At 55.4% G+C, this 15,081-nt stretch carries 12 protein-coding genes; 6 read left to right on the top strand and 6 right to left on the bottom strand.

Annotated features, from left to right (window positions below; genetic code table 11):
• Positions 1–10 precede the first annotated feature (10 nt).
• Entirely contained in the window at positions 11–1,333 is a 1,323-nt protein-coding gene (locus tag LVD10_RS08805; protein WP_237063182.1) for a glycoside hydrolase 5 family protein, read from the top strand.
• A 181-nt stretch (positions 1,334–1,514) separates the two neighbouring features.
• Here the strand turns inward: LVD10_RS08805 and LVD10_RS08810 are convergent, their stop codons facing one another.
• The 4 genes from LVD10_RS08810 to LVD10_RS08825 form a co-directional block, all read right to left on the bottom strand.
• The gene (locus LVD10_RS08810) at positions 1,515–3,158 is read right to left on the bottom strand and encodes a beta-mannanase man5E (protein WP_237063184.1); all 1,644 of its coding nucleotides are present in this window, start codon (positions 3,156–3,158) and stop codon (positions 1,515–1,517) included.
• Positions 3,142–4,482, bottom strand: coding sequence for an AGE family epimerase/isomerase (locus tag LVD10_RS08815; RefSeq protein ID WP_237063186.1), 1,341 nt, complete (start codon positions 4,480–4,482; stop codon positions 3,142–3,144). The genes LVD10_RS08810 and LVD10_RS08815 overlap by 17 nt, the downstream gene beginning before the upstream one ends.
• 3 nt (positions 4,483–4,485) lie before the next feature.
• The gene (locus LVD10_RS08820; RefSeq protein WP_237063188.1) at positions 4,486–5,661 is read right to left on the bottom strand and encodes a glycoside hydrolase family 130 protein; all 1,176 of its coding nucleotides are present in this window, start codon (positions 5,659–5,661) and stop codon (positions 4,486–4,488) included.
• Between the two features lie 98 nt (positions 5,662–5,759).
• Positions 5,760–7,640, bottom strand: coding sequence for a sodium:solute symporter family protein (locus LVD10_RS08825; protein ID WP_237063190.1), 1,881 nt, complete (start codon positions 7,638–7,640; stop codon positions 5,760–5,762).
• Positions 7,641–7,889: 249 nt separating this feature from the next.
• Between LVD10_RS08825 and LVD10_RS08830 the strand changes: the two genes are divergently transcribed.
• On the top strand, positions 7,890–8,885 hold the full coding sequence (locus tag LVD10_RS08830; protein WP_237063192.1) for a LacI family DNA-binding transcriptional regulator: 996 nt from the start codon (positions 7,890–7,892) through the stop codon (positions 8,883–8,885).
• Between the two features lie 197 nt (positions 8,886–9,082).
• A complete protein-coding gene (locus LVD10_RS08835) occupies positions 9,083–10,291 on the top strand; it encodes an AGE family epimerase/isomerase (RefSeq protein ID WP_237063200.1) in 1,209 nt (402 codons plus the stop codon).
• Positions 10,292–10,793: 502 nt separating this feature from the next.
• On the opposite strand, the gene LVD10_RS08840 is transcribed toward LVD10_RS08835, so the two are convergent.
• Together LVD10_RS08840 and LVD10_RS08845 are read right to left on the bottom strand one after the other, a co-directional pair.
• Positions 10,794–11,378 carry an NUDIX domain-containing protein gene (locus LVD10_RS08840; RefSeq protein ID WP_237063202.1) on the bottom strand — a complete coding sequence of 195 codons (585 nt, stop codon included), beginning with the start codon at positions 11,376–11,378 and terminating at the stop codon, positions 10,794–10,796.
• Between the two features lie 51 nt (positions 11,379–11,429).
• Positions 11,430–12,113, bottom strand: coding sequence for a spermidine synthase family protein (locus LVD10_RS08845; RefSeq protein ID WP_237063210.1), 684 nt, complete (start codon positions 12,111–12,113; stop codon positions 11,430–11,432).
• A 262-nt stretch (positions 12,114–12,375) separates the two neighbouring features.
• Here LVD10_RS08845 and LVD10_RS08850 point away from each other — a divergent pair, with 262 nt between their 5' ends.
• From LVD10_RS08850 to LVD10_RS08860, 3 genes are all read left to right on the top strand, one after another.
• Complete coding sequence (locus LVD10_RS08850) at positions 12,376–13,419, top strand: alpha/beta fold hydrolase (protein ID WP_237063212.1); 1,044 nt, start codon at positions 12,376–12,378, stop codon at positions 13,417–13,419.
• Positions 13,416–13,850 carry a hypothetical protein gene (locus LVD10_RS08855; protein WP_232941412.1) on the top strand — a complete coding sequence of 145 codons (435 nt, stop codon included), beginning with the start codon at positions 13,416–13,418 and terminating at the stop codon, positions 13,848–13,850. Before LVD10_RS08850 ends, LVD10_RS08855 begins: the two co-directional genes overlap by 4 nt.
• Positions 13,851–14,385: 535 nt before the next feature.
• On the top strand, positions 14,386–14,970 hold the full coding sequence (locus LVD10_RS08860; protein WP_237063214.1) for a class I SAM-dependent DNA methyltransferase: 585 nt from the start codon (positions 14,386–14,388) through the stop codon (positions 14,968–14,970).
• Positions 14,971–15,081: the final 111 nt, after the last annotated feature.

Genomic DNA, 15,081 nt, shown 5'->3' on the forward strand with positions numbered 1-15,081 from the left:
TCCATCCGTAGTGAAAACAATAACGACCATTGCACTAGCCGTGGCGACAGCAGTTACCGGCTGCGACCAGCAACAAGCAAAGGCGACCACAGATACTGCTCATGTGCCAACCAATGCGTTTGTACACGTGCAAGACGGACAATTCCAACTGGACGACCGCCCCTACCGTTTTACCGGTGCGAACTACTGGCATGGCGCCTACTTGGCTGCGACGGATCCCGAACGCCTAACCCGCGAACTGGACCTGATGGCGACCCACGGCATTGACAACCTGCGAGTACTGGCACTTTCCGAGCAAAGCAGTCTGTCGCGCAGCGTTAAGCCCGCAGTTGTTACCGCGCCGGAGCAAATGAATGAAACACTGCTTCAGGGGCTAGACCGCCTGCTGGCGGAAATGGAAGCGCGAGATATGAGAGCGGTCCTGTACCTGACCAACTTCTGGCAGTGGTCCGGTGGTATGTCGCAGTATCTGGTATGGCACCAGGAAGCCACTCTGTACGACCCGGATGTAAGCGGCAAGTGGGATAAATATATCGAGAACACCACTGACTTTTATCGCTGCGCTCCATGCCAGAGACAGTATCTGGATAGCGCCGCCGCTCTGAGTCAAAGAATAAATAGCATAACCGGGACCTTGTACCGGGAAGACCCCACGATCATGGCCTGGCAACTGGCCAATGAGCCGCGCTCAGGGGGGGCATCGTTCGATGCATCCCGGGCCAGGGACTATGTACGTTGGGTCCAACAGAGCGCAGCAATCCTGGACCAGCTCGCGCCGTATCAGCTCGTGAGTAGCGGCAGCGAAGGACTCGCCGGCACCCAACAGCAGGCCCAGGTCTACCTGGAAGCCCACGATACCGATGCCATCGACTATCTCACCGTGCATCTGTGGATCAAGAACTGGGGCTGGTTTGACGCCAGTAATCCGGAAGACACCTACCCGGTTGCTGTCAACAAGGCGACAGACTATTTGAGCCGTCACATCGAGTTTGCACAGCAACAGGAAAAACCCCTGGTACTGGAAGAGTTTGGCGTTGAGCGGGACGGTGGCAGCTTTTCACCAAATGCCGACACCAATTACCGGGATCGCTTCCTGGAATTTATTTATCAGAGAATCGAGAAGAGCAGCAGTACCGGTGGCCCATTGGTAGGATCGAACTTCTGGACGTTCAGCGGCTATGGCCGCACCGACAACCCGGAATATCGGTGGCAGCCAGGCAGTGATTTTCTGGGGGACCCTCCCCAGGAACCCCAGGGCCTGAACTCGGTATTCGATACGGACACCAGCACGCTGGCTATCATCCGCCGCCACTCGGACAACCTAAAGCAGTAAGCTATAACTTAGTCTATAGTGCCGGGCCACACTTCATCATCGGTCACCACTTCCCCTAATCCCTATTCCGAAAATAAAAAAGCCGCTGCGAGTTTCCTCAACAGCGGCAACCAATGAGGTTGACGAGGCAATTTACTATAATGCAATGAGACTTTGCGTAATTTAGTGCAGATACAGTTCATTAGTCGGGCGTACAATAGGACTGTGAATTGGATGGCTCCGATTCGCCGGCCCCATTGACCGCTGTCAGCCGATAGAGTTTGCAGCGCACTTTCGCAGCGGAATCCGCCTTAAGCTCTGAGCTTTCCAGGCTCGCCGTTATGGTGTAAAGATCCATGGTTTCCGGATCCCAGCCATTTTCTGCATCGACCAGCTTGTCTGCGAGTAACGTCCAGTCTTCACCATCGTCTTCCGATACATAAAGCCGGTAATAGCGACCGGTGGGAGCACCCATCCAATTGACTTCACCAGTTTCGGAGATAGGGTGTAGCAGTGGTGCCTGGGGTACTGGCCAGGAAGTGGAAAATTTTTTCGCCCGTTCACTGAAAGAGAGCTTCGCCTGTGCCTCACGGATCATTTCGATAACGGCGAGCTCGTTATTGCCATCGTTCACTGTAAATCCTGGCAGGTGATAACTCATATGCCCATCGGACTCGTAGTGCCAGTAAAAACCTCCCGCCTCACGATGTCCGCGATACCCCCACACAAGGGCACCGGCCACAGCGGGCTCATTGACCCAGGCATCCGTAACCGCGCGGATGGTTTCAATAGGCTGTAATCCGTATTCGCCGATAAATAAAGGCTTGTTGAACTTTCGCGCCAGTGCGGCCTGTTTGCGCACTACCTCCGGCGACATATAACCGCCGTAAAAATGGTTGGACTGCAGATCCACGTTAGGGTCGAGTAAGCCGAGAAATTCTCCGCTTTCGATATCCGCAGATCCCGGTGGATGGGTGTAGTCCGCCTGCTGATCGCCATCAACCACCAACTGATTCGGTGCGAGACGCTTGAACAAGGCGGCGGTCTGCGCGAGAAATTCCTTATTGGTGCCGCGTAGTTCATTACCGGTTTCCCAGGCCATAATGGCCTTTTCTTCGCGGTATTCACGCCCGGTGCAGCTATTCTGACGGGTCAGTAGCTCTTCAATAATGGAGGCGTAGGCCGCAAAGGTTTTGCTGTTTACGTCATACAGCGGGCCGTCTTCCTTGGTATCACCATCACTCTCACCAACCATATTGGCCAGTTCATGCTTACCACCCCACCAGCTCCAGTGGTCGATGACGGGCACAATCAGACGCAAGCCGTACTTATCTGCCAAATACACCATGCGGTCATAAACCTGCATTGCGGATTCATCCAGTTCGATAGACCCGGTCTGTGGGTTTTTGACGATATGTGCCGGCATATTTGCACGCACATCCCGTGGCAGTTCGATATCGTCCACCGAGAGGGTGTAGATCCGCGTAATACTGTGGCCGCTGTACACCAGTGCCTTGATCCAGTTGACCTGCTCGCGCGCCGTAGGCCAGCGGAAGTGATCGGACTTGCCGATGGTACTGCCCTTTGAGGCTACATCGTCTTCAATGCGATGCAGTTCGGTGGCGTGCAGGCCGATAAAACGCACCGGCTTGTCGCCATCCAGCAACTGGATTCCATCGCGACGGATAAAATGTTCGAAGCCGGTAAACGCTTCGACCTGTTCGGAACCGCCAGGCAATTCAGGAACCTGACAGTGCTCGGGCAACGGATCGCTGACGGATTTTTCACAGCCACTCACCGTCAAAGCGGTCAGAAGCGTAGCTATGAGACTATGCAACGGTTTCACGAACAGCCTCCTCCTGTATTTTTTCATCGGATTCCTGCTGAACCAAACGTGCGAGGCGCTGACTCACTTCCATCATGGCGCGCCCGTTGTGATAGGGACCTTTCCAGAATCCAAGCTTGTAGCGTTGATCGCCCTTGCTCGCGCGGTACAGCGAGGCGTGGTACAGCCATTCACCATCGTCGTGATCAATCTGGAAGGACTTCACGTACTTCCACACAGCATTAAACGCTCGGGCGTAGTCATCGCTACCGGTAACTTCCCACATGTTCAGGAATCCCACCAGAGCTTCTGCCTGCACCCACCATTCGGAGTCCAACTGGCGTGCGTGGGTTTTGAAATCAAAGTGATCCAGCACCTGGCCTCGCTCGCCAATGCCCTCACGCAAACAGGATTCGCCCAGTGCGCGTACCAGCGGCATGTAACGGGCCTCTAACCCGTGATCACCGAGCACTTCCAGTGCTTCCTCCAGCAGCCAGCTGCCTTCGATATCGTGTCCGTAGGAATAACCACCGGAAACATCTCGCCATTCCATATCCAGAAACAGGCGCAGATGTCCATTTTCTTCGTTGACGATGTATTCACAGAACCACTCGATACTTGCGCGCAGCGCCGTAGCCACCTCTTCTGTGGGTAGCGCGCGATAGAGGCCGGTATAGGCCTCCAGCACGTGCAGGTGGTTGTTCATGGTTTTCGGTGCGTTGAGATCTTTTTCGCTCAGGCGGAAATCGGAAACCGGGCTCCAGTCGTGGGCTACTGCTTCCACATAACCACCGAGCGAGCGATCCACACAGTGGGCTTCGATCTTGCGGAAATACGCCTGCGCCTTGTCCAGTGCCTGCGTATTGCCGGTCAATCGATAAAAGCTGGCAAAACCGTAAATACAAAATGCCTGAGCATAGGTCTGTTTTTTCGCCTCGCGCACTTGGCCGCGATAATCCAGCGACCAGAAGGCACCGCCGTATTCGGCATCATCGAAATACTGAACAAAGTAATCAAAAGCGCGCTGGGCCAGCGCGATTGCTTCCACATCGGATTCACCCTGCGCGCGACGGTGCAAACCCAGTTCGCTGAAGAACCACAGGATGCGCGCATTCAGCACCACACCCTTGTCCGCCTGCGTATGGGGGATGTTGTACACGCTGACTTCGCCGAGAAATCCTCCATGCGCTTCGTCCAGCGAATGGTCCCGCCACCAGCGGGCGATGTCCTTAAGCTGATGGTTGAACTCGGGAATCAGCTTTGTCAGTGCGTCTTGTTGTGTGCGCTGCGCTTCCGGCGCTACTGCTTCCAGGCTTTCCATCCGGGTATCCATCTGGCGTTCCATGATTTACAGATCCCTGAGTACCGCGGCATTGCGTTCGATCAGATCGATACGAGTCTGCACGGAAGTCGCGGAGCGTAATCCGTCTTCCGGGGTATTCACACAGTAATCCACCAGTTGCTCGACAGAACTGGTCGCCACGTGCAGCCGGGTATCGGAGGAGGCGTAGTAGAGGTATACCTTGCCCTGCTCTTCGATCCACCCGTTGCTGAATACCACGTTGGAAACGTCACCAAGGCGCTCACTACCTTCTGGCGCAATCAGGTGGCCGGCGGGACGGTGAGTTACTTCCCACGGGCGGTCGAGGTCGGTCATGAACATGTACAGCACATAGCGCAGACCGGCGGCGGTATTGCGCACACCGTGAGCCAGGTGCAGCCACCCCTTGTCGGTTTTGATCGGCGCCGGGCCCTGACCGTTTTTCACTTCCTTGATGGTGTGATACACCTTGGTGTCCACCAGCGATTCGTTCAGGACCTCGGCATTTTCCATGGACTCGGTAAGACCCCAGCCGATGCCACCGCCGCTGCCGACACTGATGAAGCCATCCTGTGGGCGGGTGTAAAGCGCATACTTGCCACCAACGAATTCTGGATGCAAAACCACGTTGCGCTGCTGACCGCTGTGGGTAATCAGGTCCGGCAGGCGCTGCCAGATTTTCAGATCGCGGGTACGGGCGACACCACATTGGGCAACCGCCGCGCTGGCATCGTTGGGCAGGGAATGATCCTTGCGCTCCGTACAGAAGAGTCCGTAGATCCAGCCATCTTTATGCCGGGTAAGGCGCATATCGTATATATTGGTATCCGGATCTTCGGTTTCCGGCATCACAACCGGCTTTTCCCAAAAACGGAAGTTATCCACGCCATTATCACTTTCCGCCACCGCAAAGAAGGATTTGCGATCCACACCTTCCACACGCACGACGAGCAGGAATTTGTCATCCAGCTTTATGGCACCGGAATTGAGGGTCGCATTCACACCGAGGCGCTCCATCAGGAAAGGATTACTAGCCTCATTCAGGTCATATCGCCAGACAATAGGGGCATGATGTCGGGTGATAATCGGGTTCTGCCAACGCTGATAAATCCCGTTGCCACCTTCCGATGGTAAATTTTTTTTGGTGAGCAGGGCTTCCTGTTGTTCGATCAGCGCACGCACTTTCTCAAGGTGACTAGACATATTTCACTCGGCTAACTCTAATTTTCGGTGATGGTTTGTATTAATAGGTGGCACTTATATGTATGCCATATTTCTTCGAGCCAGCGCATGGAAGCGGATCAACCTGCCGCAGCTACCGGACTCCGCCCTGAGATATGTTCAGGCATCTTAATTTGCTCTCCGAGCTCCGCATCGGGATCATCACGCATCAGTCGGTACCAGTTTCTCCACAGCAGATAACTGGTCAGTGCAATCACGCCCATAGAGATGGAGAACTCGGTCCAGCGCTGTATCACCATGAAAATGGGGGCGGCAGTAAGTGCGGTATGCCAGACAAGACCGACCGCACAGTTGATGAGATCTCGCTTGCACTCGGTATTGCGCTTGAGGTCCGGGTGCTCCACCAGCAGGGCCTGATGCACCGGTTTCCAGAAGCCCCAGGGCCGGGTTCTGAAATAAAATGTCTTCAGGGTTTCGATGTCGTCTGCTTTGGTTAGCAGAGAACCGGCGGTACTCGCGGCCAGACACAAAGCAAACAGTCCGGGGAATGCGTAAAGCGGCGAAATATCGGTAAACATCATGGGGATCGCGGCCAGCAGGCCGGCGAGCATGCCGTAGAAGTAGCCGAAACCGTTCATACGCCACCAGTACCACTTGAGGATATTTGCCGCGGTGTATCCGCCGTACAGTGCGCTTACGATCCAGAGGATGATTGAGTTGAGTGACGGTGCGAACAGGCCGATACCGGTACCCAGGACTACAAATGTGACGGACACCAAGTAACTCATACGCACATAGGTTTTCTCATCGGCATTCTTGTTGAAATAGCGTCTGTAAATATCGTTGACCACATAGGCTGGCGCCGAGTTGGTGGTCGCGGCAAATGTCGACATAAAGGTGGCCAACAGTCCGGCCACCACCAACCCGAGTAAACCCGCTGGGACGTAATTGGCAAGTGCGAATGGCAGAATCTGCTCGAAATCGACACTATCTCCCATCGCCTGCAGGTCGCCGACAAAGAAAACCAGGGCGAGAATTGTCAGGCCTGTGATCATCATGTAGCGCGGGAACAACAGCACCAGATTTACCAGCCAGCTCATCTTCGCCGCCTCTACCGGGGTACGGGCGGACAGAATCCTTTGCATGTCGTAGTTGGGAGCCGGCCCGGCCATGCTCTGTAGAATGCCTTTTAGCAACACCAGCATGAAGAACACCGAGAACAGCGACCAGCCGTCATCGACGATGCGCTGGTTGGCGCTGTCGAGAATACCGTTCCAGTCGAGATCAAGTGTGTGCCCGAAGTTCATGCTGAACCAACCTTCAGGCACCGCGGCGCGCAGCATTTCTGGAGAAACCTGATACATGGCAATCAGCCCGATCGCCACACACGCAACGGTCATGATGACAAACTGCATCACCTCGGTAAGGACAACCCCGAACATGCCGCCTTTCACTACGTACACCGCCGTGATTGTCGTGAGGATCAGGCCATAGTAAATCTCGTTGTTATGTGGATCGGCCGAGAGCTGCCAGGGCATAAACGCAGCGGCGAACTTGCCAATGCCGACGAAGCCGTAGGCCAGGTAGCCGAGTACCACTAGCAGTGCAAACCCGACGACCACCAGGTGGGAGAGCTCAGCACCGCGTCCTTCGCCAAACCGGAAGCGAATCCAGGCAGCACCGGTCATTACACCCGAGCGGCGTAGCCAGATAGACAGAAAAATCATCAGAAAAACTTGGTTAAAGGCGGGCCACAGCCAGGGTATGTAGATACTTTTCAGGCCATAAATAAACAGCAGGTACACCATCCACATGGTGCCGGAAATATCGAACTGACCCGATGCGTTGGACAGCCCGAGGTAGTACCACGGCAACTTGTTGCCGCCTAGAAAGTAGCTCTGGATATTCTTCGATGCCTTGCGGGACACCCAGAACCCGATAAACAGCGACGCAAGTAGATACAGCCCGATTACCGTGAGGTCTATAGGTGCAAGGCTCATAAGGCAGCTCTTCTCTCTATTATCGCGTGGCGCGGTATTAGTCCGCACTCTTCAGTTTATTGGGGGCGACCAGGGGTAATCCCCTCATAACAGCCCGCCAGAAATATTAATGTAACCGGTTACAATCAAATTTGCTAGAGCTTTCTTGCGTTTTCCGGTAACTTTTCAGGCCTCACAAGCCACAAGTGGCGTTCCTGAGGCGGGCCGTACCTACCGGTATGGCGATCCAGCTACCGATGGTCAGAGAATATGTCGAGTATTAGGGAAGTGTCGCGAGTAGCGGGCGTCTCCATCGCTACCGTCTCCCGGGCGCTCAGCACACCGGAAAAAGTCTCCAAGGAAGCACTGCGCAAGGTCCGCGACGCCGTTGATAAGGTGGGTTACCGCCCCAACATGATGGCGCGCAACTTCCGAGCAGTACGCGCCTACTCAATCGTCGTTCTGGTACCGAACCTCTCTAACCTGTTCTTCGCCACGGTAATTCGCGGTATTGAAGATGCCGCCCAGCAAAAAGGCTACAGCGTTCTACTCGGCGACACCCGCGACTCCAGCACCCGCGAAGAGGAGTACACGCGGCTGGTAGAAACCCGCCAGGCCGATGGCATCCTGCAGCTGCGCCCGCATATTCCTGGCAAATCCCTGCAACCCAAGGCTGACATTCCCATCGTTTCTGCCGCCGGCTGCGAAGACACTCCCTACCCTTCCGTGCGTATCGACAATGCCGGCGCTGCCGAGGAGGTGGTCAATTACCTGATCGCCCAGGGGCACCGGCGCATTGGTGTGCTGGCGGGACTGGCGGAAAACCCCCACTCCCGAGACCGACTGCGGGGATACCGAGCGAGTCTGGAGCGCGCAGGCATCCCATTTGAAGAGGACCTGCTGGTAAACGGCGACTTCACTATGGGCTCCGGCCTGATGGCTGCGAACCACTTCGCACGCATGAAGAACCGCCCCTCCGCCATTTTCTCCATGAACGATGAAATGGCTATCGGTTGTATTCAGGGACTGAAAACAGCAGGAATTCGTGTGCCAGAAGAAATGTCCATCACCGGCTTCGACGACATCGAATTTGCCCGCTACAGTGATCCACCCCTCACAACGGTCGCCCAGCCCGCAGAAGAACTGGGACGAGCCAGCTTCAACACCCTGCTGGAATTGATCGAGGGCCAGGAACTCCAGCAGACGGAAACCGTACTGTCCTACGACTTCGTAGTGCGCAAGAGTACACCGCCTCGCTCCCGCTAGCCCGACACCTCCAGCGCAAGCGGGTTTTGATCCCGACCGCTCGTTGGCGCTGGATGCCCTCCCCGCCACAAACTCAGCTACATCGGGCTGAGCGGAACTATTATTGTAACCGGTTACATTACATCGCATAATACAGCTCTAAGGTAGTGAAGCCGGTCTATCTCATGTGATTGTAACCGGTTCCACTCTGAAATGTTTTGCCAGAAAAGGTCAATTCAATGTCTCTGAATATCAATCATTGGACACAAAAGCTGGAGAACTGGATGATCAGCGCCGCCCTCCCCCTTTGGATGGCCCAGGGCTTTGACCGCGCAAGTGGCAGCGCCCATGAGCGCCTCTCCCCCGAAGGGCGCCCCGACAGCGACTGCCCCAAGCGGGTCCGAGTCCAAGCGAGGCAGATGTTCGTGCTGGCGTGCGCAAGCCGGCGTGGCTGGGTGGAAGGTGCCGACGGTATTGTGGCGGACTTGGATCGTTTCGTTACCCGCTACGCACAGCACCCCAGCGCGCCGCAGGTGTATGTACACGTACTAAACAGTGAGAATGGCATTCACGACACGCGCCAGGATGTGTATGACCTGGCCTTCTTTCTCCTAGCCTGTGCCTGGCGATTTCGAGCGTTCAATGACAGCTCTGCATTGCGCAAGGCGGAAGCATTGATTCAGTACCTGGACGTTTACATCAAAGGCCCTCGCGGCGGCTGGCTGGAAGGGAACTACCACACAAAAACTCGCAGGCAGAACCCGCACATGCACCTTCTGGAGGCATTTATCGCCCTCTATGATGCCACCGGTGATGGCCGCTGGCTGGCCCGGGCAGGCGAAATTTTTGCCCTGTTTGAAAATTGTTTTTACGACAGCCAGAATTGCGTCTTACTGGAGTATTTCCATCACGACTGGCGCCCCCTCAGCGATGACGAAGGCCAGGAAGTGGAGCCCGGACATATGCTCGAGTGGGTCTGGCTGTTACATCAATACAGCCAGCGCAGTGGTGCACCTGTGAGGCGCTATACCGAAACCCTGTATCAGCGCGCACTGCAGTTGGGAACGGAACCGGAAACCGGACTGCTATACGACGCCGTCTCCGTCCGCGGCAGGATTCTGAAAGCCAGCAAGCGCTGCTGGCCACTGACGGAAATGATCAAAGCGAGCCTCTGCCAGGCAAGTGCGGGGGACCAGAAAGCGGAAAACCATGCCGCTCTGGGCATTCAGCTGCTCTTCAGGTATTACTTCGACGACAGGATTCCCGGCCTCTATATCGACCAGCTCGATGCAGAAAACCAGATCGCCAACAATCTGGCCCCGGCCAGCACTCTATACCACCTGCTGGTAGCCACCACCGAAGCCGTGGATTACAGCGCTGCGGCCAAACTGAAATTGAGGGCAGGCTATGAAGCAATTTCCAGTTGATGATTTAAGGCCTGAGGCATTCTCGGCCGGGTGCCGAATCAACTCAATAGAACCATGCCCAGGGCATTGGCCTTGATATCAGCCTGGAAAAATGGCGGTTGAATATCCTCCACTTCAATAATGAGCCACAGCTTCGGCTCATCTGGCGGCCGCTGCGTTCGCAACCGGTTTAACTGCCGAATCACGACGGTCAGGGCTAATTAAAGCCTCGGCAACAACAAGCAGAGTCAGCTGGTGGCCAGTGTGAGTCACTTTGCGACTCGGCCTGGGGCACCACCGCGCTTAGTGCTCGCGTGCTCAGCAGCCGCAATGTTAGAAATGTCGGGATTCCCCTCATTACCATGAATGCCTTGTTATAGTTATTTGACTTATTGAGCCCCATTTACCAACTTGGCGTACTCACTTGCTCTCAACATCTGAGTAAGCGACATAAGCATTGTTTTATCAATATAACCCTGAAGACTTGGCTATTTTCGCCCAAAAGAACCGTGTCTGGACATCTTCATGCTTCCAATAACCGCGAAATTTTCAGGTGCTGGAGCAACATGATCGTTTTGGCATCACGAATATCACCACTGCCGATCATGCTGAACGCCTGGTCAAATGGTAACTCCATAACCTCGATATACTCCTGCTCAGCATCCAGCCCCCCTCCCGGGGCAACTTGATCCCCTTCTGAGTACCGGGCGATATAGAAGTAAAGCTTCTCGGTTACCGATCCCGGCGACATATAGACTTCAAACACTTTCTCTACCGCAGAAACCCTGTAACCGGTTTCTTCCCAAGCCTCACGAATAGCACATGCTTCGGGGTCTTCTCCCTCCAGCACGCCCGCACAGGCCTCGACCATCAAGCCGGAGCGATTGCCGTTGACAAAAGTAGGAAGCCTGAATTGCCTGGTAAGCACCACTGACTGCCTCTTCGGGTTGTACAGCAACACCACAGCGCCATCTCCGCGGTCGTACACCTCCCTCTGCTGAGTTTCCCACCGCCCCTCCGGATTCCGGAATTCAAGCGTGTACCTTTCAATTCTTGACCAGTCACTGAACAGCACTTGTCTTTTCAAATTTCTAACAGCATCTGTCATGCTAATCTCCTTACGAACGCCTTTTTACTTCCTTCCCTGCCATCCTTCACCTTACACGGATGCTTTCTTCCCCAGAAAAATCGTATGCCGCGCTCCCTTTCCCGGACGCTCGCGCACGGTCTTGACCTCGACCCTGAAGCCGGCCTTCTTCAACCGGTTGACATACATGCTGTCAGGCCCCGCCGACCATACTGCCAGCATGCCGCCCGCAGTCAGGCTCTCGTAGATACAGCTGGTGCCCTCAAGGGAGTACAGCCAGTTGTTGTCGCTCTGGGTCAGCCCCTCGGGGCCGTTGTCCACATCCAGCAACACCGCATCGTATTCACTGTCATCCCTCTCCAGCAGCTCTCGCACATCGCCGATATGCACCCTGGTGCGGCTGTCATCCAGGGGCCGGCCGGCACAGTCGCCCAGGGGGCCGCGGTTCCACTCCACCACCTCGGGGATCAGGTCGGCGACGATCACCTCGGCGCTGGGCGGCAGTACCTCCAGGGCGGCGGCCAGGGTGTAGCCCATGCCCATGCCGCCCACCACCACCCGGGCATTCTCGCTGGTCTTCAGGTGGGCACAGCCCAGCAGCGACAGCTCCCGCTCACTGTTGAAGCGACGACTGTTCATTAATTCGCCACGGGGGCCGGACAGGGAGATGGAGAACTCCTGATCGCGCTGGCGCAGCTTGAGTGTGCCGCCGTTGTTGGGGATCTGGGCGGTGCCGAGTTCGATCCAGGGTTTCATGGAGGTGCTCGCTATGTGGAGGTGGAGGTGGAGGCGGGGCAAGCAATGTATCATAAAGCGCCGCCCCGTTGGGTAGTGAAGCAACTGGGGGGCGACGCCCAACCTCGTTACAGGAGACGATGCAACACCAGGACTGCCAGTGGCTCGGGCAGACCAGTATCTGGTCATTGGCTTGTGCCGGGTAGATATGTCAGGATTTTCTGGCTTGATAACATTTATTGGTTACCCGCTCAGTCTTGCTTGCTTAACTTCCGGATGCAATATGACACTTCGAATAACTTTGGCCATGATGCTCGCCTTGCTGGTGACGCCAGCGGCTTTCGGCGCCCCTGAATCCAAGTCCGAGACCATCCCCCCCTACAATGCCACCCTGGATGGGTTTGAGTATCCGTTTCCGGTTGATTACTTCACGGTCAAGTCGCAGGGCCAGACATTGAAGATGGCTTACATGGACGTCATGCCAGCCGGGGAACCCCAGGGCGTGGTACTGCTGCTCCATGGAAAGAACTTTTCCGGGTATTACTGGGAACGTGTCGCCAGGGCATTGGTAGGGCAAGGGTATCGTATCGTTATCCCGGACCAGGTCGGCTTTGGCAAATCCAGCCGCCCGGAATACTACCAGTACTCCCTTGCCGGCCTTGCAAACAATACGCGCGCCCTTCTGCAGAGCCTGAATATTGACAAGGCTATTGTGGTCGGTCACTCAATGGGCGGTATGCTGGCGACCAAGTTCAGCAAATATTATTCGCCTGCCACTCAAAAGCTGATACTGATCAACCCCATCGGCCTGGAAGACTACCTCAAGTATGTGGAGTACCAGGACACCAATGTTTTCCTGGCCGCTGAAATGAACAAGACCCCGGAATCCATCCGTCAATACCAGAAGAAGAACTACTATGACGGAAAGTGGAATGACACTTATGAAGCGCTGATTGCCACCCATATTGGCCAGCTAAAGCATGAAGACTACCCGCTGGTTGCGCTGAATAACGCCCTCACTTATAACCCCGTATTCAGTGAACCTATTGTGTATGACCTGCCACAACTGGAAATGCCGGTGGCACTGCTTATCGGCACCAGGGACCGTACCGGCCCGGGCAGGGCCTTTAAAAAGCCCGGGGTTACCTATGCACTGGGGCAATACCAGAAGCTGGGTAAAAAGGTGGCCAGCACCTTACAGGATGGCCAGCTGATAGAGCTGGAAGGCCTGGGCCATATGCCACAGTTCGAGGACTGGGAACGGTTTGCCGACGCCTTCATGCCGTTGTTTAAACAAGAAAATGGGAACTGGAAGAGGAAGCCATGAAAAAACTATTACTGACCCTTGCCGTTTTACTTCTCGCAAGCCCGGCCTTCTCCCGCGAGGATTACCTTCCGAGTGACAACCTGGGCCGCTATATCTATGAAAAACTGGATTTATCCACCTTCCGCAACTCCTTCGGCCCCAGGAGATCAGAGGATGACCGCCTGTTTTCCGACCTGGGATTGAAACCTACAGAGATCAAGGACGACGCCTTTACCATTGAGACTGACTCCTGGCGCTACCAGGTTTCCATTGTGAGGGTTAAGGACATAAACCGAGATGGGATCAAGGATGTGGAGATCTGCTTTAAGGAGCAGTCAAAGACCGGCACTTACAATGCGCAATCGCCCCTGCTCATCACCCAGTTCTCCGAGTCAGGCAACCTGGTTGCCCTCGGCTATAAGGTCTCCGGCTGCGAGAGCTTTGCGCACTGAAATCCACTGGTAGCCACAAGCATCCCCGCCCTCCTCTTATGGTGGAAATACAGTTTCGGCAAGGTGAAAAATCCCCCTAAAGCAACGCTTGTGATCCTGGGGAAGGAACCGGGAAAGTCAGGACCATATTACTAATGGGGCTAGCGACTCATACTTCAGGTAAGTTAACCAGTTCCCGATTACCCGGGTCAGCCCAGGTGGCAACGGCTGTCCTGCCTCTTTCAGGGGCCATGTCCCCGCAAGCCTGGGAATAGCCCTGGCGACGAATTCGGCACCTGCAGTGACTGACGCTCCCGACACCCCAACAGGATGCAAGGGCCTGTTGACATCCATAACCTGACGGAAGTCCCGTGCCCCCTGTACTCCCTTCGCTCTCGCTCGCGTGAGCTCCAGCAAAGAGGTTAAACGTGGTACCAGGCATACAATTGCATATTCGGCGCACTCCCCATATATTCCCCGCTAACACAAATGATGCTTGGCCCTCCTGTTGAGCGACTGTTCAGGGCGAGCACAGACACTGGGGAAACTGCCGGAAATGAGCGCAAACAGCTGGGATGACTATGCCGAGGGATGGGACAGCAACAGTGACGTTGTCACCTATTCAGAGCGTGCATTTCAATCGCTTGCGGACACCATCGACTTCAAGGGTGCCCGCATCCTGGATTTCGGCTGTGGAACCGGGTTACTGACAGAACGGCTGTCTGCACAGGCAGGCAGTATCGTTGCACTCGATCCGTCGGAGAAGATGATCTCCGTACTGAACGCCAAGCAGCTGGATAATGTCATTACCATCCAGTCCGAGTTAACTGAAGAACTGATCAAGCAGAATAAGCACCTCCAGGCAGGATTCGACCTTATTGTCGCATCTTCTGCCCTGGCCTTTGTTCCCGATTACCTGGAGACGCTGCGGCTGTTGACGCAGCTGCTAAACGAGAACGGCCAGCTGGTCCAGTGGGACTGGCTGAAGGAAGCCGGGGACGCCGGCAGCGGGTTTTCCAGGGATGAGATCGCCCATACCTTCAGGGAAGCCGGCCTGTCTGGGATCAGGGTAAGCGTGCCGTTCTCTATGGACGCGGGCGAAGGCAGTATGGACGTCGTTATGGGTGTCGGCAGCCGTTAAGTTCCCCCTCCACGCCGCCCTGCCCTGGCAGGCCTTGCCTGACCGTTCCTTCTCCATAAGGCACTCACCATCCCCCGGTCCCCGACCACTGATCCGGCCTGACACCTTGCC

Source organism: Microbulbifer zhoushanensis, assembly GCF_021729055.1.
Lineage (GTDB): Bacteria > Pseudomonadota > Gammaproteobacteria > Pseudomonadales > Cellvibrionaceae > Microbulbifer > Microbulbifer zhoushanensis.